This window comes from uncultured Porphyromonas sp. (assembly GCF_905372525.1).
Classification (GTDB): domain Bacteria; phylum Bacteroidota; class Bacteroidia; order Bacteroidales; family Porphyromonadaceae; genus Porphyromonas.
This window is the reverse complement of record NZ_CAJPPN010000033.1, coordinates 1-24,936: the sequence shown is the minus strand read 5'-3', so window position 1 is coordinate 24,936 and position 24,936 is coordinate 1. Positions and strand designations below refer to the sequence as shown.

The window sequence follows — 24,936 nt, the reverse complement described above, 5'->3', positions numbered from 1 at the left end:
TACCTCGCTCTAAGTATATCCTCTGTAGGGCTCGCTTGTATGTCTATTCCTTGGGAATAATACGTAGGATCTCTAGTGATGAGCTAAGGCTCCCTGGGATATGAAATGCCCCCCCGAAGATCCAAAGGCAGGAGTGTGCGAGCGAGATCATGCGTCGGCCCCTGCAGGGCTCCTGCTTTTGATGGGTAGAGTGTGCCCTTTTTTGTACTTTCGTGGCTGTTACTTCAGTCTCAGTAGAATATCTATCTAATCTCAAGTATGAAGGGAATAGTCTTAGCTGGTGGCGCTGGTACGCGCCTCTATCCGATCACAAAGGGGGTAAGCAAGCAGCTGCTACCTATCTATGATAAGCCCATGATCTACTATCCTATCTCTGTGCTCATGCTCGCAGGGATTCGCGATATACTCATCATCTCTACCCCTGACGACCTGCCTAGCTTTAGGCGACTTCTCGGTGATGGATCTGACTATGGGGTGCGTTTCGCCTATGCAGAGCAGCCTCGCCCTGAGGGGTTGGCGCAGGCCTTTATCATCGGCAAGGAGTTCATCGGTGATGATAATGTATGCCTTGTGCTTGGGGATAATATATTCTATGGTATGTCCTTCACTCAGCTCCTGCTTCAGTCTGTACAGCGGGCAGAGCAAGCAAATGAGGCTACAGTCTTTGGCTATTGGGTGAACGACCCAGAGCGATATGGTGTCGCCGAGTACGATGAGGCGGGACGCTGTATCTCTATTGAGGAGAAGCCCCAGCACCCTAAAAGTAACTATGCTGTCGTAGGCCTTTACTTCTACCCGAATGATGTCGTCAAGATAGCTAGCGAGGTCAAGCCTTCCGCCAGAGGAGAGCTCGAGATCACGAGTGTGAACCAAGAGTACTTGCGTCAGGGGCGCCTGCTGGTAGAACCCCTTGGGCGTGGCTTTGCATGGCTCGATACAGGGACACATGACTCCCTCGCAGAGGCCTCTACCTTCGTAGAGGTGATTGAGAAAAGGCAGGGACTGAAGGTGGCTTGTCTCGAGGAGATAGGCTATCATCAGGGCTGGGTCACGGCAGATGTCCTAAGGAAGGTAGCTGCACCGATGATGAAGAATCCGTACGGGCAGTATCTGCTCCGTCTCATCGAAGACAAAGTAAAGTAGATGGATATCATTAAGACTATGATCCCCGAGGTCGTCCTCCTAGAGCCGAAGGTCTACCATGATGATAGGGGATATTTCTTCGAGGCCTTTAGTGAAGCTGTATTTTCTAGTCTAGTCACACCGGTACACTTCGTGCAGGATAACGAGAGCCGATCGAGCTATGGTGTAGTGAGAGGACTACACTTCCAGAAGCCCCCCCATGCTCAGGCGAAGCTAGTACGAGTCGTTAAGGGGCGTGTACTAGACGTAGCTGTAGATCTACGCAGAGGATCACCTACCTATGGGAAGCATATCGCAGCGGAGCTGTCGGAGGAGAACCATAGGATGCTCTTCATCCCTCGTGGTTTCGCCCATGGCTTCAGTGTGCTGAGCCCAGAGGCTATCTTTCAATATAAGTGTGATAGCTACTATGCCCCCCAGTCAGAGGGTGCTGTGGCATGGGATGATCCTATGCTCGCTATTGACTGGAGACTTCCCTCTCAGGATATCATCCTCTCCCCCAGGGATGCTAGACATCCATACCTAAGCGACCTTGATACACCATTTATCTATGAGTAGTATCCTGGTACTGGGAGCTGGTGGGCAGCTAGGGCAGGAGCTACGAGTAGCGGCAGAGGGGAGTGCACAGCACTATACCTTTGCTAGCCGTAGTGAGCTAGATGTGACGGACCAGCTAGCTATACAACACTTCGTGCAGGATCATCATATCGACACCATCATCAACTGCTCTGCCTATACCGCAGTCGATCGTGCCGAGGATGAGCCTGAGGAGGCTGACCATATCAACCATCAGGCAGTAGCTGCTCTTGCAGCTCTTGCCAAGGCTCAAGGCCTATACCTCATCCATATTTCTACCGACTATGTCTTCGGTGGAGATAGCTACCGTCCGATTACCGAAGAGGAGACTCCTCGTCCCCAGAGTGTGTACGGGCGAACCAAGCTCCTTGGTGAAGATGCTATCCGCCGTACGGGGTGTAGAGCGCTCATCTTGCGCACCTCTTGGCTCTACTCTACTTATGGAGCGAACTTCCTGAAGACCATGTGTCGTCTCATGCAGGAGCGACAGGAGCTGAGCATAGTCTTTGACCAGATCGGGACTCCCACCTACGCACGAGACCTAGCTCGCTTCATTGTATCCTACCTAGAGCAGGACAAGGATAGTCGGCAGGAGGGGACTTACCACTTCAGCGATGAGGGTGTGGCTTCATGGTATGACTTCGCCGAGGCTATACGCCATCGTATGGGCTACAGCTGTCAGTTACATCCGATCCGTAGTGAGCAGTACCCAACGAAAGCTACTCGACCCTCCTACAGTGTACTAGATAAGGCCAAACTCAAGAGAGACTTTGGCATCACGCTCCCTCACTGGCAGACCTCCCTCGAGGATTGCCTCAATCAACTCACCTCGACAGAAACAAACGAATAATGGACTATCAGAAGACTATACTCATCACAGGTGGTGCAGGCTTTATCGGCTCACACGTCGTCCGCCTCTTCGCTACGAAGTACCCCGACTACCATATCCTCTGCCTAGATAAGTTGACCTATGCTGGCAATAGGGAGACACTAGCTGATATAGAGGGGCTATCTAACTATACCTTCGTTCAGGAGGATATCTGTGACTACGAATGCATGCGTGGAATACTCGAGCGCTATGCTGTGGATGGCATCATCCATCTAGCTGCAGAGAGCCATGTCGATCGTAGCATCTCCGATCCCTTCATCTTCGCCAAGACGAATGTCCTAGGTACACTTAGTCTGCTACAAGCTGCCAAAGAGGTTTGGTCGAAGACCCCTCAAGGATACGAAGGAAAGCGATTCTACCACATCTCTACTGATGAGGTATATGGTGCGCTAGAGCTCGATGGAGGTTTCTTCACCGAGGAGACGAAGTATGACCCACATAGTCCCTATTCGGCTAGTAAGGCCTCTAGTGACCACTTCGTGAGAGCCTTCCATGATACCTATGGTCTGCCCACGATCATCTCTAACTGCTCCAACAACTACGGTCCCTACCAGTATCCCGAGAAGCTTATCCCCCTCTTCATCAAGAATATTGTCCTACGCCGTCCCCTTCCTGTCTATGGTACGGGGGAGAACGTCCGTGACTGGCTCTATGTCATAGACCATGCTCGTGCCATAGACCTCATCTTCCACCAAGGGAAGGTCGCCGACACTTATAATATCGGGGGCTTCAACGAGTGGCGCAACATCGACCTCGTGCGTCTACTGATCAAGACTGTAGACGAGGCTCTTGGTTACCCCAAAGGTTACTCGGATGAGCTCATCACCTACGTTACCGACCGTGCGGGGCATGATCTACGCTATGCCATCGACTCGAGCAAGCTAAAGGATGAGCTAGGCTGGACACCAAGCCTACAATTCGAAGAAGGCCTACAGCACACTGTCCGCTGGTACCTCTCCAACCAAGAGTGGATCGAGCTCGTCAGTCAGAAGAGCTTATAACAGGTCCGTATATCATGCACACTGAGCCCCCAGCCTCGCTATCGCATTTGGGATAGCGAGACTGGGGGCTCAGCTATGCTATCATCTAGCTCCACCCGACTGACTGAGGGCTAATGGTATGTGAGTGTCAGATACTTGCTGTACCTTTGTGCGAAACGAGAAAATAATGCTTATCAATTAACTGTATATGACGAAACGACTCCCCTCATTCTGGCGAGACTACGCCTATAGGTTATATGGCCAACGCCTCCTTTTCTGCCTTCTCTTGGCGCTGCAGCTATTCCCAGCGCTCTACTACTATGCTCATGCTGGGCGGTATCCCTATGGGGGAGAGCTCGTCTACCAGAGTATTAGTATCCTGAGTTGGGCAGCTATCCCAGTCCTTCTCATCTCCTTGTTTCCTTGGAGTAGAGTACGTCAGGTGCTGGTGGCTCTAGCTTTGGCTGTCTATGCATTCCTGATGCTTTTTGAGAGCTTCCTCATCTATTCATACAGCTCTGTCTACACGGATAGTATCGCTCTAAATATACTAGCGACTAATCCCAACGAGGCATCTTCTTTCCTTGCCAATCTGAACTATAAGGTATTTCTCCTACCTCTCATCGTGCTCATAGCTCTGCTTGGATTCTACGCCGTAGGTAGGAGGCGGGTGACTGCTACGGGGCGTAGCTGGCAAGTCGGGTTCTTCCTCACAGTCCTACTACTACCCATACCATTAACTATTATGGTTGTACGTCCGGCACAGCATGCGACGAGGAGTTTCCTGTATATGGCTCCCGTCGAGCGTCTGTACCAGGGGACAATGTATTGTATAGAAGACGCTAGAGACCTAGCTACCTACACAGCCCAACTCAAGCATATTGATCTGGGGAAGATAGAGCGAAGAGAGGGGATGGATAGTGTGACGGTGGTCATCATCATCGGAGAGTCGATGCGTCGGGACTACATGCACTGCTATGGGTATCCTCTGCCTGATACTCCGAAGCAGGATTCTCTAGCTAGGACGGGGGATCTGATCCTCTTCTCAGATGTCGTCTCCTCGGCCTCTTGGACGGTAAGCTCTGTATCACAGAGTATGAGTCTCTACACGAGAGAGGAGGAGCCAAAGGAATGGTATAAGTTCCCTACACTACCTTTCGTTCTATCCAAGGCTGGTTACTATACTTATTGGTTAAGCAACCAAGAGAGTCAGGGCTCTGGACTACAACCGCTGGCTACCCTCTCACAGACGGCGGATAGTACGCGCTTCACTCGGATACGTACCGCTGGAGACTGGGATACATCGGATGACCTCGCTTTACTTCCTCTCTTGGGCTCAAGGTCGATGATCCCACAGGGGAGCAAGGCCAAGGCTCTCGCACAGATCGTACATCTCATGGGATCACATTCGCCATACGGAGAGCGCTGTCCTAAGGACATGGCTCGCTTCCAAACGAAAGATCTCCCTAAGAATCTTCCCAATGGACAGCCTTCACCTACAGATGCTAAGCGGGCAGGGGTCATTCGTGACTATGTGAACTCGATCTACCACAATGACCTAGTCGTCTCCAAGATCATAGAGCACTTTGCCTCTGAGCCCTCGATCATTCTCTATTACTCTGACCATGGGCAGGCGATCTACGAGAATCCTCAGCGTCCCGACTACTATGAGCATGAGGTCTCTCGCCCTGGAGTGACTATTCCTCTCATGGTCTACTTCTCCCCCTCGATGCGCCAGCAGCATCCTGAGCTCTATGAACAAGTCTTGGCAGCTAAGGACAGGAAGATTATGGCGGATCTAATCGCAAACTCTGTGTTAGGCTTACTCGGAGTCAAGGTCAAGTATTACAATCCTCGGTTAGATTTCTTCTCCCCAAGCTATGATACGACCCGACCTAGAGTCATTAAAGGCTACGATGGCACCACGATAGAGTTATAGTGTGGACAATAGATAATAGGCTACTATATCCGTCCACATAGCTATATCCTAGATCCTTTTACAGAATAAGGGGGAGCCCAAAGATGGGCTCCCCCTTATTCTATTCCACTTTCCCCGAAGGGCTTCACACCTCGATCAGTGTGCCTAGCTGAGATAGGGTCTCGCCCATGGCGTTTGTATCTAGGGGAATACCTAGGAGATACACCTCGGTGCTAGCAGAAGCGAGAGGTGTAGCTATCTGTAGCCTTTGGCTAGAGAAGGCCATAGAAGGGTAGGCTAGCATTACGCGCTTCCTCGGCTTGGGGTCAAACGAACTGTAGGCCAATATCTGGTGTAGATCACTCCTGAAGGTCTCCTTCAGCCCCTCACTCATCGATCCCCAGTTAAGCATATGGCTCTTATACTTTGCATCGACGATCACTTGACCATCGCCCTTGTTGACTACGATATCAGGCTCTAGGTAACGTGGCACCCAGACTGGAGCCCACCCGGATATGCTGTAGTGCGGATTGCACATGACCGAGTACCCCCGCCTACTAGCTATTGTCCCAAAGAGGTACTGGACATAGCGCTCGAAGAGGATGGCATAGTCGATCCTCCAAGCACGTCTCTGCATCCTCTTGTCCCGGAGGATCACGTTAGCTAGTCTCTTAGCTTCTCTGATGACCATAGGATCGGATGCCCGCTCAGCGAATAGACTACACATATTAGGTCTAGGCATGCCGTCGTAGAGTGAACGTAGCCGGGTCATCTCCCTGAGGTATTTGGCTCTGACAGCACTCGGCGTCTGGATTCTCTGCACCTCAGATATTGCCAGTAGAAGTACCGAGACGAGCTGCCTAAACTCTAAGTGATGCTTAGATAGTCGGCTCTCTCGGGTCGGGTACTTCAGCGTGTTTTCTGGAGCGAAGCTTCTCTCAGCGTATACTTCCCACCGCGTACCGCTGGCTGGGGTATTCCGGTCTCGATCGATTACCTCGAACTTGCACCACTGGCACCTCTCTACCCCCCTCCAGTGGTCAATGAACCTGCAACACTCGAAGTAGAACGGTGGCTCCAACGTGGAGTCCTCGATGGGAGGGAGGCTGGGGGCATATTCGGGAGGTAAGCTATCTTGTACCGCTGCAAGGAGTCCCGATATATCTTCGCCAAACCTACCACGGATGACAAGGTCTCCGTAGGGCTTACCGCTCTTCGGTGATAGCAGGGGAATAGTCCCAGCATAGCGAGACGTACTCAGTCGTAGAGAGGTCTTACCCAAGGAGGTGTCAATCCCAGCCTGGATACCGATGAAGTCGAAGGCTCTTTTATTCAGTGCGATAAAGTGCCTGAGCGTATCTGCTCCATAGCGCTTATCGCACTTCCATGCTGAGTTTAGGTCTTCGTATGGGATAGAGACGTCCTGAAGCGTAAAGAGGGACTTAATAGGTCGCTTCACAGTCGAGAGGATCGTAGTGCTATTCGTACAAGTATGCTTTGGCCTCTTCGTAGAAGAGCTGAGAGAAGCTATCTGCAGCCTTTTGCATGAGCCCTTCGGCTAGGTATTCTTTGATAAGCGGCATAAGCTCATAGACTAGTCGCTCTCGGATCATCTTCTCGTGCTCCTCCTTCTTCTCCGTTTTGGGGAAAGTCAAGAAGTAGCTAGGCCCAGGCTGAAGGTTGAGCTCATCGTCTGAGGCATACTTCTCAAATATCTCATTGAATCGCTGAAACAGCTCTTGGTGGAAGTATCCCGATTCAGGAGCTATGCTCTGCGGACGTATCGTATACCATGCAAACCTACGACGAAGAGCAAAGTCTACCACGGCCAAGCTCCTGTCCGACGTGTTCATCGTCGCTATTACGTGTAGGTTATCAGGCAACCGTGATAGCTCGAGAGATCCTATCTTTAGCTTAGTCTCCCTCGTCCCCGGATAGTTCTCGAAGAGGAAGAATATAGGACCTAAGACATTCGCTAGATTAGCTCTATTTATCTCGTCGATGATGAGAAGCACTCGCCCATTAGAGTTCTTTACTCGCTCAGCAGCTTTGATAGCCTCTACCAGTTTGCCATCGTGACCCTTATACTTCAGTCGGTCTGTATCCAAGGAGGGTCGGATCCCCCATACGAAGTCGGCATAGGTCGTCTCTGCATGAAACTGGATCAAGTAGGACTCCTCGTAGTCCTTTGCTATCCTCAGTGCATTGTAGGTCTTCCCAGTACCGGGAGCTCCCTGCAACACGACAAACCGCTTGTGCTCCAGTAGATCCTTAATCTCAGCTTCTATACCTACAGCTTCACCGCCCTCTTGTTCTGTCTTTTGTCTTGCCTCGATAACCTTCTTGATCGCATTGTCCTGATTCTTCTTGTCAGCCGCCTTTCCCCACTCACGGAGTCTAGCGTACTGGGCTAACCAAGCATAGATAATATCAAGATCTTTCTTTGGATCAGCGATACATGCGGCTAGGATATACTTCCCGTATTGCCTCACAGCTTTCTCAAGATCTTCCTCGCCTTTGACAGCTTCTTTCAGACCCTGAATAGGAGATTCTATATTAGTGAAGTCATTCTTGATGAAGGAGTGCCCATCTGGTCTGATTAACTTCTTATAGAGACGTCTAGGCCATGGTATCGACACAAGATCATAGTCATTCTGGAATCCACTAGTCCCAACGACTATGGCGACGATACAGGGACCCTCCTTCTCCTGCGGGAAGACCACGAAGGATAGATCATAGTATGGTCCAGTCTTGTTTTCTTCTGATCTGATATAACCAAAGTAAGCCCCTCCATCCTTAAAACTTTGGGTACTTACATTGGATCGGACTACGGCATTCTTTCCGTCATCTAATCCAAACTCGATAGCTTTTTTTCTAACTTCTTCTTCTAGTTCCTCTGCATTCATAGCTTACTATATTAGTTGCGAATGTGTGTGCTAAAGCCAGAGGGAACCTCCCCATAGCATCCTCTTCTGTATTTCTGCTCCTTAGGTAAGTGTCGAGAGGATATGCAGGATACCTCTCAGGGCACTCTTCCGGTAGCAGAAAGGAGGGGGTTGATGCCCCCACATCAGTAGGTGTGAGGTTGTGTATATCCTCAGATCAGTCACACTCACGGGACAAAGGTATAGAAAAACTAGTTGTAGAGTACGGAGCTAGGAGAGACTAGGGGCACTGCATCAAAATCTACTTTAGCGGCATCCTATACGAAACGATAACTCACACGAGACGCCTTACTGTATACCTAGGGGAGGCCGACTGGCGCAAGCGTGCCAAAGAAGAAGCTAAGCACATGGAGCTACTAGCCAATATGGATCTCTTCATCCTGAAGCACATCGAGGCTAAGCTTGGTGAGTCGATCCTACGGGTACAGATGCTGCTGGCCCAGTTCGGCTCGATGCAGCTGTTCAGCCTCGAGCTCCAACAAGAGACCATCATTATGCGTCCGCCTTGGGTTACCCTACTGGGCTGACGCATGAAATCACGATGGTGCGAGGGCAAGGTCGTCAAGGAGTATACGCCGAAGATAGAAGATAGACGTATCTATGTCTTAGTCTAGATATGCCAAGCGAATACCTCCTACCTAGGGTGGATGAGTATACACGTGTGTACACTATTGTATACCCACGTGTACACAACAGTATACACGCGCGTACACTACTTAGCTCTAAGTATATCCTCTGTAGGGCTCGCTTGTATGTCTGTTTCTTGGGGATAATGCCTAAGATCTTTAGTGATAGGCTAAGGCTCCCTGAGATATGAAATAATACCCCCGAGGATCCAAAGGCAGGAGTGTACGAGCGAGATCATGCGTCCGCCTTGGGTTACTCTACAGGGCATAAGCCTAGAATGCACTATCTTTGTGCATTATCAGATATAATGCATCTATATGAGCCATCGTCTAGCAGAGCAGATCACCTCTTTACTCCTTCGCCATCCCTACGTCGTTGTCCCCGGGCTCGGTGGGTTTATCCGAGAGAGGATCCCCGCCTATTACGATGAGGCGCAGTCTCTCGTCGTCCCCCCAAAGGCTGAGCTACACTTCAGCCAAGAGCTATCCCATAGCGATGGACTCCTCGAGGAGAGCTATGCTGCGCTACTCGGGGTCTCAGTTCGTCGGGGGCGTTTGGCTCTGGAGGAGGATATCAAGCAGCTACGACAAGCTCTCATACAGGACGGAGCTGTGGAGCTCCCTGGGATAGGTACGCTCCAGATGAGTGCTTCGGGTGCGATCAGCTTCACCTCACAGGCCTCTTCGCATGCTGTGCTGGCAGCAGGCTATGGATATGCGCCACTGTCGCTCTCTCTGCTGGCTGGTGGGAGGTCAGCGGTGGCTACCCCTAGTGAGCGTACTCCTGGCTCCCAACCTCGCACCGAGGTACGTACGGGCAAGTCTCGAGAGTATATCCAGCTACGCCTACCGAAGCGTAGTATCGGCTATATCCTCGCTATCCTCGCCTCGATCCTCGTGCTGATGCCTTGGGGGCGTGGTGCAGAGACCGGACGTGGCTTCCAGGCTACCTATCTCCCAGTGGACTCCTCTGCAGAGAAGCTCTTTGGGACAGCTACTCTCGTGGAGCCTGTCATGGAGGTCGCCCCGGATACAATCCCTACGGTAGAAGCCGAGCCAGAGGGGCTACGCTATCTGAGTGAGCCCGATGGTCGCTACCATGTCATCGTGGCTACGGAGCATACTAAGGAGCGTATAGAGGGCTACTATCAGACCCTCCTCGCTCAGACCGACTCTACCTATCGGGATATGCGGGCTATCTACTCTAGTACGGGCAAGGTCATTCGCCTCAGCCTAGCTTCCTTTGCGACCTCGGCAGAGGCCTATTCTTTCCTAGATACTTTCGTCAAAGAGCACCCTAGCTACAAGACTACTTGGGTACTACACAACCTCTAGCACATCCGCCCCTTCCCCCCACACCCACTGAGGTCGTGGCTGCGATCAAAGCCGAGGCACTACGTCTCGGCTTTAGTGCTTGTGGCATAGCCCGGGCGGAGCGAGTCCCCGAGGAGGTGCTCGCGGAGTATGATCGCTGGATCGAGACTGGCTATCACGGGGACATGGAGTATCTGGCTCGGAATAGGGAGCTACGTGCTGATCCTCGCCTCTTGCTGGAGGGGACACGTAGCTTGATCATGGTGGCTATGAACTATTATCCAGCTGAGAAGCAGCACCCCGATGCCCCACAGTTCGCCTACTATGCCTATGGGCGAGACTATCACAAGGTGGTGAAGAAGCGGCTAGACCAGCTCCTGCACTATATGCGACAGGAGCTGGGGCTGGAGGTCGAGGGGCGAGCCTTCTCCGACTCTGCGCCCATTATGGAGCGTTACTGGGCTGAGCGAGCTGGTCTCGGGTGGCGGGGAAAGAATAGCCTGCTGATCATCCCTCGGGCTGGGAGCTATTTCTTCCTTGGGGAGCTCTTGGTAGATCTTGAGCTACCCGAAGATGAACCGATGCGCAATATGTGTGGGCGCTGTGAGCGTTGCCTCAAGGCTTGTCCCACCGAAGCCTTCCTCTCCCCCGGTAGGCTAGATGCACGCAGGTGCATTAGCTATCTGACGATCGAGCAGAAGGGGGAGATCCCCCCTGAGCTGGCAGAGCGCATGGGACGACGTGTCTATGGCTGTGATGCCTGCCAGCAGTGCTGTCCCTGGAATAGATATGCTCGTCCTACGACCATCGAGGACTACAAGCCCCGTGAGGCTCTGCTTTCCCTCTCCCCCGAGGAGCTGGAGGCGATGACCGAGGAGGAATACTTAGCACTCTTTGCGGGCTCTGCGGTCAAGCGTGCAGGGCTCTCGGGCTTGCAGCGCACGATCCGTAGCCTAAGGGATAACTTTCAGGACGATTGATTCCCCTACCTTTCCCCACGGCTTAGCCCTCTCTGGCTAACCATAGAATACGACAGAGGGATATACACGCTGGTGTATATCCCTCTGTCGTATTGTGTAGGGAGTAGGGGGTAATTACTCGCCGTAGTACTTGGCCTTGAGCTCGGCGACGATGGGGTCGGTGATGTAGTCGTCGTAGTCCATGATCTTGTCGATGATCCCCCCAGGGGTCAGCTCGATGATACGGTTCGCTACCGTCTGGATGAACTCGTGGTCATGGCTGGTGAAGAGGACATTGCCCTTGAAGACCTTCAGCGTATTGTTGAAGGCCTGGATGCTCTCCAGGTCAAGGTGGTTCGTGGGGCTGTCGAGTACCAGCACATTGGCATTCTTGAGCATCATACGCGAGATCATACAGCGCATCTTCTCACCCCCGGAGAGTACGGAGGCACTCTTGAGGATCTCCTCACCAGAGAAGAGCATACGCCCGAGGAAGCCCTTGAGGTAGACCTCATTGGTGTCGGCGGCGAACTGCGAGAGCCACTCCACGAGGTTCATGTCCGTATTGAAGTACTCGGAGTTGTCTAGTGGTAGGTAGGCCTCGGTGATGGTCTGTCCCCACTCGTAGGTTCCTTCGGCTGCCTTCTCCTCCCCATTGATGATCTGGAAGAGGGCGGTCATAGCACGAGGGTCACGGCTGATGAAGACGATCTTGTCGTCCTTCTCTACGTTGAAGTTCAGGTCACGGAAGAGTAGTGTGCCATCATCGGCATAGGCTGTGAGCCCCTTGACCTCTAGGATCTTATTCCCTGGGTCACGCTCGGGGGTGAAGATGATCCCTGGGTAGCGACGACTGCTGGCCTTGATCTCCTCGATGTTGAGCTTCTCCAGCATCTTCTTGCGGCTAGTGGTCTGCTTACTCTTGGCGACATTGGCGCTGAATCGACGGATGAATTCCTCGAGCTCCTTCTTCTTCTCCTCTGCCTTCTTGTTCTGCTGTTGCTGCTGGCGTAGGGCTAGCTGGCTAGACTCGTACCAGAAGCTGTAGTTACCAGCAAACTGCTGGACACGGCCGAAGTCGATATCTACCGTATGGGTGCACACAGAGTCGAGGAAGTGACGGTCGTGGCTGACGACCAGCACCGTCTGCTCGTACTCGGAGAGGTAATGCTCCAGCCAAGTGACCGTCTCGAGGTCAAGGTCGTTGGTCGGCTCGTCGAGTAGGAGGTTGTCGGGCTTGCCATAGAGGGCACGAGCTAGTAGGACACGTACCTTCTCCTTACCGCTGAGCTCCTTCATGAGCTTGTAGTGGAGATCCTCCTTGATACCTAGACCACTGAGGAGCATAGCTGCATCACTCTCGGCATTCCAGCCCTCCATCTCGGCGAACTTGTCCTCGAGCTCAGCTACACGGTTTCCGTCCTCGTCGTTGAAGTCAGGCTTGGCATAGAGGGCGTTCTTCTCCTCCATGATCGCCCAGAGCACGCTGTGCCCCATCAGGACGGTATCCATGACGGTGTACTCGTCGAAGGCATAGTGATCCTGACTCAGTACGGAGAGGCGTTCGCCTGGGCCGAGGGTGACCGATCCACGAGTGGGCTCGAGGGCTCCGCTGATCACACGGAGTAGGGTGGACTTCCCTGCTCCGTTCGCACCGATGATGCCGTAGCAGTTGCCGGGGGTGAACTTCAGGTTCACGTCCTGGAAGAGTATGCGCTTGCCGAACTGGACGGCCAGATCACTGACTGTAATCATATCGCTTGGTAGTAATTTATTCTAAGACTTATCAGGGATAGAATGCCCCTCGCTGGGTGCTGGGGTAGGGAGGAGGGAAATGCGGAGGTCTCTCCCCCGAGGAGCTATGCTCAGGAGGAGAGACCCACGCAGCAGATGATAGGGGAGGGGCTAGGCGTTCGCCCCTTCGCTCATCAGAGCGTTGAACTCCTCAGGGGAGACGACCTGCTCGGTGACGGAGGCCTGCTGGCGAGCGATCGTGGCGAGCTTGGAGTCAGCGACACGGTCGATGATGTTCTCGCGGGAGCGATCCTCCTTGAGCATGCTCTGGGCATAGTTCTCTAGTACCTCGTCGGGTACGGAGGTCATGCCGTACATGGCGAACTGGTTCTTGGCGACGATGAGGGCAAACTTCTGTACGTCTGCCTCCTCGATCTTGACTCCAGCAGCCTCGAGCATCTGACCCTTGATACGGTCAAAGGTAATATCATCGAGGATCTTGGGCATATCACGGTCTAGGTCTTCTGCCTTAGCCTCCTTGTTGCGAGCTAGGAAGATACGCTTCAGTAGTGCCTCGTCGTAGGCGACCTTACCGGCCTTCTCTAGGAGGTGGGCACGTAGGTCACGGATGAACTTGTAGTCGCTCTCGGTGGCGAACTGCTCGGAGAAGCTCTCACGGATGTTCTGACGTAGTGCTTCCTCGGTGCGGATCTCGCTACCTTCGCCGAAGGCCTCTACGAAGAAGGCTTCGTTTAGCTCCGCAGGCTCACGACGGGAGATGCGGTGGATCTGGTAGGAGAAGCTGACCCCATCGAGGGCGGGCACTGCTTCCTTCTCTATATTGAGTAGGGTGGCCACCTCAGCCTCTTCGCCTGCATAGAGGGCGTGTGGCTCTAGGGTGATGCTATCGCCGACCTTAGCTCCTAGGAGCTTGGCCTTCTGAGCCTCATCCTTAGCGTAGCGGGGGAGGATCAGTGCCTTCTCAGCCTCGATACCCCCCTGCTTGGGGGCTCCACCCTCTAGCTCGACCATACGTCCATAGACGACGTCGTTGTCCTCTACGGAGTCGGCATCGACCTGCTTACCTGCATTGTCTAGCATACGCTTGATCTGGTCATCTTCCATCTGCTTGGTAGCCTCGATGCGGTAGTAGGTGAGCTTGTCCTCCTTCGTGAGCTGGACATCGATCTTGGGGGCGAGGGCGACGTCGTAGGCAAACTCGAAGTCCTCCTGAGTCGCAAAGTCATACTCGGGCTCGTTCTCTGCGGGGATAGGGCTACCGAGGATGTCGAGCTTCTGCTCCTCGATGTAGCCGAAGAGGGCGCCGACGACCGCCTTGTTAATCTCCTCCACCTTGACCGAGGTACCGACCTGCTTCTTGATCAGCCCGAGGGGGGCGTGACCTGGGCGGAAGCCTGGGATGTTGGCACGCTTCTGGTAGTTCTTGAGCTCCTTTTCTACTTGGGGTTGGTAGTCTGCTGCTGCCACCGATACGGTGATGGTAGCCGCTACGTCTGAGGTCTGCTTAATCGATACAGCCATTCGTCTTCTATATTATTATAATGTATACTACTTTACTCGTGATACTGTGGTGTCTGGGGGGGTAACTCCCCTTAACAAATTGAGTACAAAAGTAATGTAATTAGCCCACTTAGGCAAACCACCTAAGTCACACATTTCGTCCCCTCACATTCCTCTGCCGAGCATAGGGCTCGGGGCACCTAGGGGGTATGGCTCGGGGCCCCTACGCCTAATATGCGCTTTCTCTACGATACCCCTCGCCCTCAGCTAGTGAGATGAGCTCCTAGAGGGGGATGACATACCCCCTCTGGGGGATATACCGAGAGCGTAGCTGTGTACACGTGTGTATACTCTTGTGTACACGCAGGTACACTAATGTGTACACACGTGTACACTCCCCCCCTCTCCCTATGGAGGCAAATGGGGAGAGTACAGGGTGGTATATGCCTCTCTCCCAAGGGCCTCCGAAGACGAGATGCTAGCCGGGGAGAGACGCTCGTCGTATTCGCTCCACTCAGCTCTATACCAGTGTGTAGCTGGGGGAATATGAGGGCGTGGTTAGGGGTAGGGGAGAGCCCCTCACTGAGCCACTCCGAGAGGGGCTCTGAGGGAAGTACTAAGAGGTCCAGGTGCAGAAGCCCTACAACGAGTCTGTGCGGGGCGTAGCACCTACCGATAATTGTACTATATTTGCCTCGATTAAATAACATATGAGTGCTTTGGCAAACATTCAACTCAAACACATAAGACAATGAGGCTAAAACAACGTATCCTATCCGCTCTGTCCGCCCTCCTTCTCCTAGGAGCCAGTGTGGGTAGCCTTGCTCCTCAGATGGCTTGGGCACAGGGAGGCGATCGGCTGCCTATCGACACGGCAGTGCGTATCGGTAAGCTCCCCAACGGATTGACCTACTTCATCCGCCACAATGCCGAGCCCAAGGAGCGAGCAGAGTTCTACATCGTACAGCGTGTCGGCTCCATGCAGGAGGAGGAGAGTCAGCGAGGTCTGGCTCACTTCCTAGAGCATATCGCCTTCAACGGCACGAAGAACTTCCCCGGTAAGGGCATCGACCACTTCCTAGAGTCTATCGGAGCGAGCTTCGGGCGTAATATCAATGCCTATACGAGCTTCGACGAGACGGTCTATACCCTGATGGACATCCCCGTCCCCCGCAAGAGTGTCGTCGATAGCTGTATCCTCATCCTCCACGACTGGAGTAACTTCATCAGCCTAGAGGATAAGGAGATTGACCTAGAGCGTGGGGTCATCGAGGAAGAGTGGCGCAGCCGTGATGGTGGCGACATGCGCAACCTCACGACCCTCCTACAGCTCGCCTTCCCCGGTAATAAGTACGGTGAGCGCATGCCGATCGGCAAGATGGAGGTCGTCCGTAACTTCCCCTATCAGGTGCTCCGCGACTACTACAAGAAGTGGTACCGCCCAGACCAGCAGGCTCTGGTGATCGTCGGTGATATCAACGTGGATGAGGTAGAGGCACAGATCAAGAAGACCTTCGCCGACATCCCCGCACCAGTCAATCCTGCCGAGCGTGTCTATACACAGGTGGAGGACAACGCCTCCCCCATCGTCGGTATCGCAGCTGACCCAGAGGCTACGCAGAACTCGATCAATATCTACTACAAGCGAGATGTGACTCCTGCAGAGCTGCGTGCTACTATGATCGGCCCGCTCGAGAACTACATGAAGAGCATCATCGTCCAGATGGTCAGCCAGCGCTTCTCTGACATTGTCAAGAAGCCCAATGCTCCCTTCACCGAGGCTGATATGAGCGTAGGAGACTACATCGTAGCTAAGACGAAGGATGCAGTGACCTTCAGTGCTTCCTTCAAGGAAGGTGCTTGGGAGCCTGCGCTCAAGGCGCTGACTGCAGAGATCGCTCGTATCCACCAGTTCGGCTTCAACAAGAGCGAGTACGACCGTGCTAAGAAGGACTTCCTCGTCGGCGTCAAGAAGCTCTATAACGAACGTGACAAGCGCAAGAACAGCACTTGGGCTAACGAGTACGTCGCCTACTTCACTAACCCCAGCTACCTCCTAGACATCCAGACCTATTATCAGATCATGACGGGGATTGCCGAGCAGGTTACCCTTGAGATGATCAATGGTGCGGCTAAGGAGCTTACTGCGAATCAGAATGTGGCGATCATGTTGACCAGCGTCAAGAAGCCCGAGGTCAAGCTCCCCACAGAGGCTGAGCTTCTGGCTAAGTACGAGGAAGGCATCAAGCAGACTGTCACTGCCCTCAAGGAAGAGGTAAGCAACACCAAGCTCATCGACAAGCTCCCCATGAAGGGTAAGATCATCAAGGAGGAGAAGAATGGTAAGTTTGGCTCTACGGTCTGGACGCTAAGCAATGGTGCTAAGGTTATCCTCAAGAAGACCGACTTCAAGGATGACGAGATCCTCCTCTCTGGTGCTCGCCCCGGTGGCTCTCATAACCTCACGAAGCCTGCTACACTAGACCTCAAGGTCCTCAACGATGTCTCTGACCTCGGAGGACTCGGTAAGTTCGACGACTCTGCCCTAGAGAAGGCTCTGGCTGGTCGTATCGCCTCTGTCGGCCTCAGCGTAGGCTCTCTGACGGACAATGTCTCTGGCTCGACGACGAAGGAAGACCTAGAGACGATGCTACAGCTCCTCTACCTAAACTTCACTGCTCGCCGTGCTGATAAGCCTGCCTTCGCAGCTTGGCAGGAGCGCACCGTCGCCTCGATCGAGGCAGGTATGGCTAACCCTCTCTTTAGCCTGAGAGACTCTCTGGCTCGCCTCATGTACCCACATAACCCCGATCACTATCCTCTGACGGTGAATGAGGTCAAGTCGGTGAACTACGAGCGAGTCCTCCAGCTCTTCCGCAGCCGCTTCAGCAATGCCCGTGGCTTCCAGTTCGTCTTCGTCGGGAACATTGATGAGGCTAAGCTCCGTCCTCTGGTCGAGCAGTATATCGCCTCTCTCCCCGCCACGAAGGTGACCTACAAGATGTTCCCCGAGCGCGAACCTGCTCGTGTCCTCGGAACACACACCAAGGAGTATAGCAAGCCCATGGCTACCCCCACTGGCTTCGTCCTCGATATGCTCTCCACCACCGGTGAGTATCAGCACAAGGAGCTCCTAACCTCCGATGTCCTAGAGTCTGTCCTAGACCAGCTCTATACGAAGACCATCCGCGAAGACGAAGGTGGTACGTATGGTGTCGGGGTCAACGTGGGTGTCTCCCGCTATCCTAAGGTGCGCCGTGTGCTCAGCATCCAGTTCCAGACAGATCCTACGAAGACCGAGAAGCTCAATGCTCTCGCCCTAAAGGGTCTCGAGGAGATCGCCAAGGATGGCCCCAACGAAGAGTACTTCACCAAGGCTGTCAAGAACCTCGCTAAGGAACACGCTGAGAGCCTACGTAAGAATGGCTATTGGCTCAGCCAGCTTGGTAACTACTACCTGCATAACCTAGACTTCGTCACCGACTACGACACTGTCCTACGCTCCATCAAGCCCGAGGATGTGAAGGCCTTCGTCCAGAGCCTCTACTCCTCGAAGGATCGTATCGTCGTGACCTTCCGTTCGACGGATCCAGAGGCCAAGAAGTAGTCCCCTAGTGAGCCCGCCCTGCGGTGCTCCAGATAGCCTGTATGCCGTGCTTAGCCTAGCCTAAGCACGGCATACTTTTTGTCCAGAGGAGGTTAGCGAGTTGGGTGTGTGGAGAAATACCCGTATCTTTCGGAGCTCAAAGCACACAAACGATAAATCAAGGTAACCAATGATGACAAGAGCTATCCATTCCTTGGTCTTAACCCTGCTCACACTACTCCTTGGGCTTAGCTGTACGGCACGTCCCTCTGAGACGATGAGTCGGGGGAGCAACCAAGCCAGAGCGCAGAGCCCCACAGAGCCCATGGCAGAGCAGCGCACACAGCCCATACGTCAGATCGATGCGTCCTATATGCGTGACCATGTGTACGACTATAGAGAGTCGCCCGATGAGTTCGTCTTCAAGGGGCTCCATCCTGCAGTCATACTATTCTATGCTGAGGGTGATGAGGTCTCTCGTAGCCTACTCCCCAAGGTAGAGGCAGTAGCCAAGCGGTATGCTAGTAAGATAGATGTCTATGGTGTCAATATCTCCCGTGAGTCAGAGCTAGCCGACCTCTACGGACTACGTATGGGCTCGGTAGGACATAGTAGCCAGCCCGAGGGCACAGAGCATGTAGCGACGATCCCGATGCTCCTCTTCATCCCGCTAGAGGGCATCCCACAGCAGGTCGTCGGGGATCTCTCCCTCGACTACATAGAACGAGCCATAGCCGAGGTCTATAGGGAGGACTAATGCTCCCTCTCCACACCCGCCCTAGCTCCCTCCCCATCAGATGCCCTGCTGTAGTCGGCAGAGGCCTCCCGAAGCTGTGCCTATGAACAAAAGCTACCTATTTGCGTTTAACAGAGAAAGTACTTATTAGAAAGATTAAGCTAACACATTATGAAGAAGATCTTGCTCACCCTCGGGTTCGCTACGATGAGTCTCTTTACCGCTCAGGCCTGTACAGCCCAAGCCTCAGGTAGCAGTACCGAGGCTCAGGCGCAGACGGAGACTACGGAGACCCCAGAGGCTGCTCCCGCAGCAGAGGCCTCACCTGTACGCCACATCGATGCCGCCTACCTGCGTGCCAATATCTATGACTATAAGGAAAACCCCAATAAGTTCGTCTTCAAGGGGTCCCGTCCTGCGATCATCGACTTCTATGCCGACTGGTGCGGGCCTTGCCGTAGCCTCTCTCCTAAGCTCGAGGCTGCCGCTAAGAAGTATGCGGGCAAGGTGGACGTCTACAAGGTCAATGTCGATAACGAAGCCGAACTCTCCCAGATCTTCGGCGTACGTAGTATCCCGATGGTTCTATTCATCCCGATGACGGGAACTCCTATCCAGACTGTCGGAGACCTCACTGCCGAGCAGATCGAGGAGACAATCGCCCAGATCTACAAAGGGAAGTAACGAATAGCCCCTCTCTCCGAGAGATCACGCTGGGAGAGATCACGCTGGGAGAGTAGCTCCCAGGGCTAGTAGCATAGAGCGGCTGCACCATGTCGGGACGATCATCTCCCGAGGGTGCAGCCGCTCTTCTTTGGTCTCTGGCATCCCCTTTTACCTCGCTCTGGTATTCCCTTTTACCTTGCTCTGGGACAGGTGCGGTAGGAGCGAACTCCCTCCCTCTCCTATGTGTAGGACATTAGAGGCTTTCCTATCCCTCTGGCATCTATACCCCTCTACCTAGGGGTACCTCTTCTCTGCCTCCCAAATCTACCTATCTCGATAACTCCTATACGGACTCGGAGAAGGTGAAGGCCTAAGAATATAAGAGGGGGAGAGGATCAAGTGATCCTCTCCCCCCTTGTGTTTTTATCACTAGCCTTGGGGCGGGAGCTTTGCTTCGAGGGTGCAGAGTCTCCTTCCTGAGGAGGAAGCCAATAACCGCCGTCTAATGTGGTTAGCCCAATAGCCTCCAGAGCCCGGCAGTGATCATCGTCACGATGATCCCGAGACCTAGCGGTAGAGCTATGGAGAGGAGTGTCCAGCGAATGCTCCCAGTCTCCTTGTAGATGGTGTAGATCGTCGTGCTACAGGGATGGTGTAGCAGGCAGAAGAGCATGAGACAGACACCCGTCATGAGCGTCCACCCGCCACTCTGTAGGATGGCAAAGGTCTCTGCCGTCCCCCCCTCCATCAGCACACCAGCCTCAGCTCCCGAGCCTCCTACGACGAGAGTCGTGAGCATGAGTGCGGTCGGCACCACGATCTCGTTAGCTGGGATGGCTAGTATATAGGCCAGCAGGATTACCCCGTTGAGTCCCATGAGCCAGCCGGGATAGTTGAGCCAGCCGATGAGGTGCTCGGCGATACTACTCCCTCCGATATGTAGGTTGCATGATAGCCAGATCACAGCTCCAGCAGGCGCTGCGAAGACCACGGCTCGCCACAGGACGATCAGGGTGCGGTCGATCAGAGAGGTATAGAGTGTCCGCCAGAACTGTGGTGGACGATAGGGTGGGAGCTCTAGGTGGAAGGTCGATACCTCGCCCATCAGCACGGTGTGCGAGAGGATCCACGAAGAGGCAAACATGACCCCTATCCCCAGTAGGACGATCGCTAGCACGGCCCCGATACTAGCGATCGGAGCATAGGCCGTAGGTACAGCTGCACCGATGAAGAGCGAGGCTAGGAGGATCTGGGTTGGCCAGCGACCATTACACAGGGAGAAGTTGTTAGTGATGATAGCGATCAGTCGCTCCCGCTCACTGTCAATGATCCGAGTGGAGACAACACCAGCAGCGTTGCACCCAAAGCCCATACTCATCGTCAGTGCCTGCTTGCCGTGCGCCCCACATCTGCGGAAGAGTTCATCGAGGTTGAAGGCCACACGCGGTAGATAACCAAAGTCCTCCAGCAGGGTGAAGAGCGGGAAGAAGATAGCCATCGGAGGGAGCATCACCGAGACCACCCATACCGTAGAGAGGTACACCCCATCGATGAGGAAGCCCGATAGCCAGCTGGGAGCACTGAGGTGCTCCATCGCCCCCTTGAGCAAGGGGTGCATGTAGCCAATAAGAATATCGCTCAGGAACTGCGAAGGGACATTGGAGCCGATGATCGTGAGCCAGAAGACTCCCCCGAGCAGAAGGAGCATGATCGGGAAGCCCCATCTACGACTCGTCAAGATCCTATCTAGGCGGACGTCTAGGGGGAGACGCCCCCCAGCGTAGGCCTGTACTACGACCTCTGAGCAGATCCTATAGGCGTCAGCGTAGATAGCCTCGGTCCACTGATCGTGGAAGTTGTCCCCGATCACTAGGTGTATCTCACGTGCCTTGCTGAGGAGCTCTGGATGGGAGAAGTGACTTGTCACCGAGGGGTCGTCCTCGATGAGGCGGTAGGCGATCCACTGCTTGTTGGGTACCTCTGGATAGTACTGTCCTACTACCTGCTCTAGCTCTGCTACGAGGCGGGCTGTATGCTCGGGTAGACTGCTCTTGCGGTAGGGGCGGCACTGGATGTCTCCCGTAGCCACGGCTCGCACGGTGCTGAGGAGCTCATCGATCCCTTTCCCAGATCGGGCACTAGCCCCCACGACAGGTATCCCGAGGCGTCGGGAGAGCGCACTGAGGTCGATCTCTATTTTGTTGCGTCGAGCCTCGTCTAGGAGGTTCACGCAGAGTACGGCACGATCGGTGATCTGGAGTACCTGGAGTAGGAGGTTCATATTGCGCTCCAGACGTGTCGCATCAGCAACGATCACCGTCACATCCGGCTGTGAGAAGAGGATGAAGTCTCGTGCTATCTCCTCGTCCTCGCTCGTAGAGGAGAGGGAATAGGTACCGGGGAGGTCTACAATACGGTAGTTCTCTGATCGGTAGGTGAAGGCACCCTCGGCCTTGCCGACCGTCTTACCGGGCCAGTTGCCCGTATGCTGCTTGAGCCCGGTGAGCGCATTGAAGACGGTACTCTTACCCGTATTGGGGTTGCCCGCCAGGGCGATGGTGTAGCGGAAGTCAGAGAGGTCCTCACCCCGTCGCTGTAGCTTCGCCTCGGGGGCGATGCAGGGGGAGTCTGGATGAGAGCAGGAGGATATCGGGGTCTTCATTGAGTCGGGGACTGTATGAGGATATAGCGGGCTTGGTCATCTCTGAGGGCGATGGCTGCACCACGCACGATGTAGGCTGTAGGGTTGCCTAGGGGGCTACGCATATCGACACTGATGGTACTACCTGATACGAAGCCCAGGTCCATGAGCCTGCGACGCATTGCCCCTCGGCAGGCAGGTGATAGGGCGACGACCTTTGCCTCCACACCTAGGGGGAGACGGGTCAGTCGCTGGGCTCGGTCGGCATGGGTCTGTGTGACCTCCTCCTCGGAGGCCTGACGCAGAGTCAAGGCAAGGAGCATAGAGGTGGGGAAGGAGAAGGTCTCCCCCTCGTAGCGAATCGTACATAGGGCTGGAGTCAGCTCCTCCAGAGCGAAGATAGAGTCTCTGGTGAGCCCTAGGGCTGAGAGTCTCTGGAAGCTCACAGCCTCGTCGTCCTCGATGTGGAGCACGAAGTACCAGCGATGGGGTACGAGCTCCTCGAGGGGGAGGGCTAGGGGCTGATCGGGTCGCCGTCCTTCGCTCGTGGGGATAGGGTCTCCATGAGGGTCGTAGAGCGGGTTGCCTAGGAGCTTGGCGATGCGCTTGTGCTCCTCCTCGGTCAGCTCATGCTCCTTGGTGTGAGCGAGTCTATGCCAGTCCTCGGGGGAATAGCCCGAGTGCTCGGCTAGATAGAGCTCATAGAGGCGGTGAGCACGTGTCAGCTCGATCGCCCGACGTACTCCCTCGGGGGTCAGCTCGAGGTTGTTGGGATAGAGGAAGCCTGCTTCCCTCAGATCGGTCAGCAGCTCCTGGAGAGCTGGCTGACTCAGGTCTAGCGTAGGGGGGAGGGCCGAGATAGGTGTACCCTGGCTGCGACCCTCATAGAGAGCCTTCAGCAGGTCCTCAGCGGCTGTCCGCCGGGTCAGACGCTGTGGCAGCAGTCCGATGCGGTGAAGCCATCTGATCAGGTCAAGGGTTCTGTGGCACTTCATTGTCCTCGGGGCATATCGTGGCCTGTGGCCTTGGGAGAAAAGAGTAATGGCTATACACGCTCCCGTGTGTAGCCATTACTTCTGTGCAGAGGGGCGTGTCGTGGTAGCTCTAGACGGTCTACTATCCGAGGTAGGGCTTTAGGGGAGCGCAGAAGCCATCCTGACGTAGGCGACGGATAGCCTTCTCCTTGATCTGGCGGACGCGCTCACGAGTGAGGTTGAACTTCAGCCCTATCTCCTCTAGGGTCATCTCCTGATGACCTCCGATGCCGAAGAAGAGCTTGACGATCTCTGCCTCGCGCTCGGAGAGCTTGGAGAGGACGTGGTCTATCTCTCGGGAGAGGGATTCGTTCATGAGGGAACGGTCGGCATTGGGGGCATCCTCATTGACGAGTACGTCTAGGAGGCTATTGTCCTCGCCCTCGACGAAGGGGGCATCTACCGAGATGTGACGGCCAGAGACTTTTAGCGTGTCGGTGATCTTGTCCTCGGGGATATTGAGCTCCTTAGCGAGCTCCTCGGAGGAAGGACGACGCTCGTTCTCCTGCTCAAACTTGGAGAGCGCCTTGGTGATCTTGTTCAGTGTCCCTACCTGATTCAGAGGTAGACGTACGATACGGGCTTGCTCCGCCAGGGCTTGTAGGATAGACTGGCGGATCCACCAGACTGCGTAGGAGATGAACTTGAAGCCACGGGTCTCGTCAAACTTCTCTGCTGCTTTGATGAGCCCGAGGTTACCCTCGTTGATGAGGTCAGGTAGGCTGAGTCCTTGATTCTGGTATTGCTTAGCCACCGAGACGACGAAGCGCAGGTTGGCGCGGGTCATCTTGTCCAGAGCACGGCGGTCACCACGCTTGATGGCCTGTGCTAGCTCTACCTCTTCTTCGATGGTGATGAGCTCCTCACGACCGATCTCCTGCAGGTAGCGATCTAGGGAGGCACTCTCACGGTTAGTAATCGACTTCGAAATCTTTAGTTGTCTCATTCTTCCTTCTTCAATTCTATTTGTTGGCTCACTCGTCCCTTGCTGGGCATAGGAGAGCATGAGTGGGCATATGCACCACAGTGTCCGCTCCCGTGCAGAACAGACATACTAGGCGCATGGTTTACTAATTCTTTCTACCTTAGGTTCCTGAGACTAACGTCTTGGCGCTGCTTGATAGATCAGTGTGGCTCTCCCTTTATTTAATGTGTCGAGAGCAATGTCCTTACGGGACGGTAGGCGTCTCAAGCAGAAGACCGTATAACATCAGGGCATCCAGGACGACCCGCCTATAGGATCGTCCACCTAATGAACTGCAAAGGTATTGCTTTTGTTCGGTTGTGCCAGCGACACTGCTATTTATCTACTTCGGGGGGAGACGTGTAGCCCGCTGCACGTGCTCTGTCTCTTGCCTCCACGGGGACTGCCCGTCCCCCATGGAGCCCTGCGACTACGGGTATCCTTGGACTACAGAGGGATGCCTCTCATAGGGATGATACTACCCTCTACAAGCGCTTACCGAAGGGGGGTATAGTGTACACGCGTGTATACTGAAGTGTACATGCGTGTACACAGTTGTATACACGCGTGTACACACATCCCCTCTAGTAAAGAGCGCAGAAGAGGGGAGACGAAGAGGGGGGCTCCGTGCTTCCTGCAGGTGAAGTGATGAGGGCGGAGTGAAGGGGAAAAGGAGCGGGGAGGGGAGGCAATACCATAGAGGG

General features: G+C 54.2%; 18 protein-coding genes. 11 read left to right on the top strand and 7 right to left on the bottom strand.

Translation table 11 applies throughout. The features are described from left to right. Nucleotides 1-258: 258 nt before the first annotated feature. The 5 genes from rfbA to QZ170_RS06860 all read left to right on the top strand — a co-directional run bounded on the left by rfbA (nucleotide 259) and on the right by QZ170_RS06860 (nucleotide 5,527). Nucleotides 259-1,143 carry a glucose-1-phosphate thymidylyltransferase RfbA gene (gene rfbA, locus QZ170_RS06880; RefSeq protein ID WP_297179078.1) on the top strand — a complete coding sequence of 295 codons (885 nt, stop codon included), beginning with the start codon at nucleotides 259-261 and terminating at the stop codon, nucleotides 1,141-1,143. After that, complete coding sequence (gene rfbC, locus QZ170_RS06875) at nucleotides 1,144-1,701, top strand: dTDP-4-dehydrorhamnose 3,5-epimerase (protein WP_297179075.1); 558 nt, start codon at nucleotides 1,144-1,146, stop codon at nucleotides 1,699-1,701. After that, the gene (gene rfbD, locus QZ170_RS06870; protein WP_297179074.1) at nucleotides 1,694-2,569 is read left to right on the top strand and encodes a dTDP-4-dehydrorhamnose reductase; all 876 of its coding nucleotides are present in this window, start codon (nucleotides 1,694-1,696) and stop codon (nucleotides 2,567-2,569) included. Before rfbC ends, rfbD begins: the two co-directional genes overlap by 8 nt. Beyond that, the gene (gene rfbB / locus QZ170_RS06865) at nucleotides 2,569-3,609 is read left to right on the top strand and encodes a dTDP-glucose 4,6-dehydratase (protein ID WP_297179071.1); all 1,041 of its coding nucleotides are present in this window, start codon (nucleotides 2,569-2,571) and stop codon (nucleotides 3,607-3,609) included. The genes rfbD and rfbB overlap by 1 nt, the downstream gene beginning before the upstream one ends. Before the next feature lie 187 nt (nucleotides 3,610-3,796). Then, the gene (locus tag QZ170_RS06860; RefSeq protein WP_297179068.1) at nucleotides 3,797-5,527 is read left to right on the top strand and encodes a phosphoethanolamine transferase; all 1,731 of its coding nucleotides are present in this window, start codon (nucleotides 3,797-3,799) and stop codon (nucleotides 5,525-5,527) included. A 124-nt stretch (nucleotides 5,528-5,651) separates the two neighbouring features. Here the strand turns inward: QZ170_RS06860 and QZ170_RS06855 are convergent, their stop codons facing one another. Both QZ170_RS06855 and QZ170_RS06850 read right to left on the bottom strand, forming a co-directional pair. After that, a complete protein-coding gene (locus QZ170_RS06855) occupies nucleotides 5,652-6,965 on the bottom strand; it encodes a hypothetical protein (protein ID WP_297179065.1) in 1,314 nt (437 codons plus the stop codon). Nucleotides 6,966-6,984: 19 nt separating this feature from the next. Then, complete coding sequence (locus QZ170_RS06850; RefSeq protein WP_297179063.1) at nucleotides 6,985-8,412, bottom strand: AAA family ATPase; 1,428 nt, start codon at nucleotides 8,410-8,412, stop codon at nucleotides 6,985-6,987. Nucleotides 8,413-8,798: 386 nt separating this feature from the next. Between QZ170_RS06850 and QZ170_RS06845 the strand changes: the two genes are divergently transcribed. From QZ170_RS06845 to queG, 3 genes are all read left to right on the top strand, one after another. After that, nucleotides 8,799-8,978, top strand: coding sequence for a hypothetical protein (locus QZ170_RS06845; RefSeq protein WP_297179060.1), 180 nt, complete (start codon nucleotides 8,799-8,801; stop codon nucleotides 8,976-8,978). Between the two features lie 417 nt (nucleotides 8,979-9,395). Beyond that, entirely contained in the window at nucleotides 9,396-10,412 is a 1,017-nt protein-coding gene (locus tag QZ170_RS06840; RefSeq protein ID WP_297179057.1) for a hypothetical protein, read from the top strand. A 35-nt stretch (nucleotides 10,413-10,447) separates the two neighbouring features. Further along, nucleotides 10,448-11,371 (top strand): tRNA epoxyqueuosine(34) reductase QueG, encoded by a 924-nt coding sequence (gene queG / locus QZ170_RS06835; RefSeq protein ID WP_297179055.1) that lies wholly within the window; start codon nucleotides 10,448-10,450, stop codon nucleotides 11,369-11,371. Between the two features lie 114 nt (nucleotides 11,372-11,485). On the opposite strand, the gene QZ170_RS06830 is transcribed toward queG, so the two are convergent. Both QZ170_RS06830 and tig read right to left on the bottom strand, forming a co-directional pair. Continuing rightward, complete coding sequence (locus tag QZ170_RS06830; protein WP_297179052.1) at nucleotides 11,486-13,105, bottom strand: ATP-binding cassette domain-containing protein; 1,620 nt, start codon at nucleotides 13,103-13,105, stop codon at nucleotides 11,486-11,488. 150 nt (nucleotides 13,106-13,255) lie between these two features. Beyond that, on the bottom strand, nucleotides 13,256-14,626 hold the full coding sequence (gene tig / locus QZ170_RS06825) for a trigger factor (RefSeq protein ID WP_297179049.1): 1,371 nt from the start codon (nucleotides 14,624-14,626) through the stop codon (nucleotides 13,256-13,258). A 730-nt stretch (nucleotides 14,627-15,356) separates the two neighbouring features. On the opposite strand from tig, the gene QZ170_RS06820 reads away from it, so the two are divergent. The 3 genes from QZ170_RS06820 (at nucleotide 15,357) to QZ170_RS06810 (ending at nucleotide 19,611) form a co-directional block, all read left to right on the top strand. Further along, the gene (locus QZ170_RS06820) at nucleotides 15,357-18,212 is read left to right on the top strand and encodes a M16 family metallopeptidase (RefSeq protein ID WP_297179046.1); all 2,856 of its coding nucleotides are present in this window, start codon (nucleotides 15,357-15,359) and stop codon (nucleotides 18,210-18,212) included. Between the two features lie 169 nt (nucleotides 18,213-18,381). Next, entirely contained in the window at nucleotides 18,382-18,948 is a 567-nt protein-coding gene (locus QZ170_RS06815) for a thioredoxin family protein (protein ID WP_297179043.1), read from the top strand. Between the two features lie 150 nt (nucleotides 18,949-19,098). Beyond that, nucleotides 19,099-19,611, top strand: a complete 513-nt coding sequence (locus QZ170_RS06810; protein ID WP_297179040.1) for a thioredoxin domain-containing protein — start codon at nucleotides 19,099-19,101, stop codon at nucleotides 19,609-19,611. A 493-nt stretch (nucleotides 19,612-20,104) separates the two neighbouring features. On the opposite strand, the gene feoB is transcribed toward QZ170_RS06810, so the two are convergent. The 3 genes from feoB to QZ170_RS06795 all read right to left on the bottom strand — a co-directional run bounded on the left by feoB (nucleotide 20,105) and on the right by QZ170_RS06795 (nucleotide 24,214). After that, nucleotides 20,105-22,255: a ferrous iron transport protein B gene (feoB, locus tag QZ170_RS06805; RefSeq protein ID WP_297179037.1), complete on the bottom strand. Its 2,151-nt coding sequence runs from the start codon at nucleotides 22,253-22,255 to the stop codon at nucleotides 20,105-20,107. Then, complete coding sequence (locus tag QZ170_RS06800) at nucleotides 22,252-23,229, bottom strand: metal-dependent transcriptional regulator (protein WP_297179034.1); 978 nt, start codon at nucleotides 23,227-23,229, stop codon at nucleotides 22,252-22,254. The genes feoB and QZ170_RS06800 overlap by 4 nt, the downstream gene beginning before the upstream one ends. Before the next feature lie 121 nt (nucleotides 23,230-23,350). Then, the gene (locus tag QZ170_RS06795) at nucleotides 23,351-24,214 is read right to left on the bottom strand and encodes an RNA polymerase sigma factor RpoD/SigA (protein WP_297179030.1); all 864 of its coding nucleotides are present in this window, start codon (nucleotides 24,212-24,214) and stop codon (nucleotides 23,351-23,353) included. Nucleotides 24,215-24,936: the final 722 nt, after the last annotated feature.

Bases quoted from the DNA above. Each gene is read 5' to 3' on its own strand.
- rfbA (WP_297179078.1), top strand. From the start codon at position 259: ATGAAGGGAATAGTCTTAGCTGGTGGCGCTGGTACGCGCCTCTATCCG.
- rfbC (WP_297179075.1), top strand. From the start codon at position 1,144: ATGGATATCATTAAGACTATGATCCCCGAGGTCGTCCTCCTAGAGCCG.
- rfbD (WP_297179074.1), top strand. From the start codon at position 1,694: ATGAGTAGTATCCTGGTACTGGGAGCTGGTGGGCAGCTAGGGCAGGAG.
- rfbB (WP_297179071.1), top strand. From the start codon at position 2,569: ATGGACTATCAGAAGACTATACTCATCACAGGTGGTGCAGGCTTTATC.
- QZ170_RS06860 (WP_297179068.1), top strand. From the start codon at position 3,797: ATGACGAAACGACTCCCCTCATTCTGGCGAGACTACGCCTATAGGTTA.
- QZ170_RS06850 (WP_297179063.1), bottom strand. From the start codon at position 8,412: ATGAATGCAGAGGAACTAGAAGAAGAAGTTAGAAAAAAAGCTATCGAG.
- QZ170_RS06845 (WP_297179060.1), top strand. From the start codon at position 8,799: ATGGAGCTACTAGCCAATATGGATCTCTTCATCCTGAAGCACATCGAG.
- QZ170_RS06840 (WP_297179057.1), top strand. From the start codon at position 9,396: ATGAGCCATCGTCTAGCAGAGCAGATCACCTCTTTACTCCTTCGCCAT.
- QZ170_RS06830 (WP_297179052.1), bottom strand. From the start codon at position 13,105: ATGATTACAGTCAGTGATCTGGCCGTCCAGTTCGGCAAGCGCATACTC.
- tig (WP_297179049.1), bottom strand. From the start codon at position 14,626: ATGGCTGTATCGATTAAGCAGACCTCAGACGTAGCGGCTACCATCACC.
- QZ170_RS06820 (WP_297179046.1), top strand. From the start codon at position 15,357: ATGAGGCTAAAACAACGTATCCTATCCGCTCTGTCCGCCCTCCTTCTC.
- QZ170_RS06815 (WP_297179043.1), top strand. From the start codon at position 18,382: ATGATGACAAGAGCTATCCATTCCTTGGTCTTAACCCTGCTCACACTA.
- QZ170_RS06810 (WP_297179040.1), top strand. From the start codon at position 19,099: ATGAAGAAGATCTTGCTCACCCTCGGGTTCGCTACGATGAGTCTCTTT.
- feoB (WP_297179037.1), bottom strand. From the start codon at position 22,255: ATGAAGACCCCGATATCCTCCTGCTCTCATCCAGACTCCCCCTGCATC.
- QZ170_RS06800 (WP_297179034.1), bottom strand. From the start codon at position 23,229: ATGAAGTGCCACAGAACCCTTGACCTGATCAGATGGCTTCACCGCATC.
- QZ170_RS06795 (WP_297179030.1), bottom strand. From the start codon at position 24,214: ATGAGACAACTAAAGATTTCGAAGTCGATTACTAACCGTGAGAGTGCC.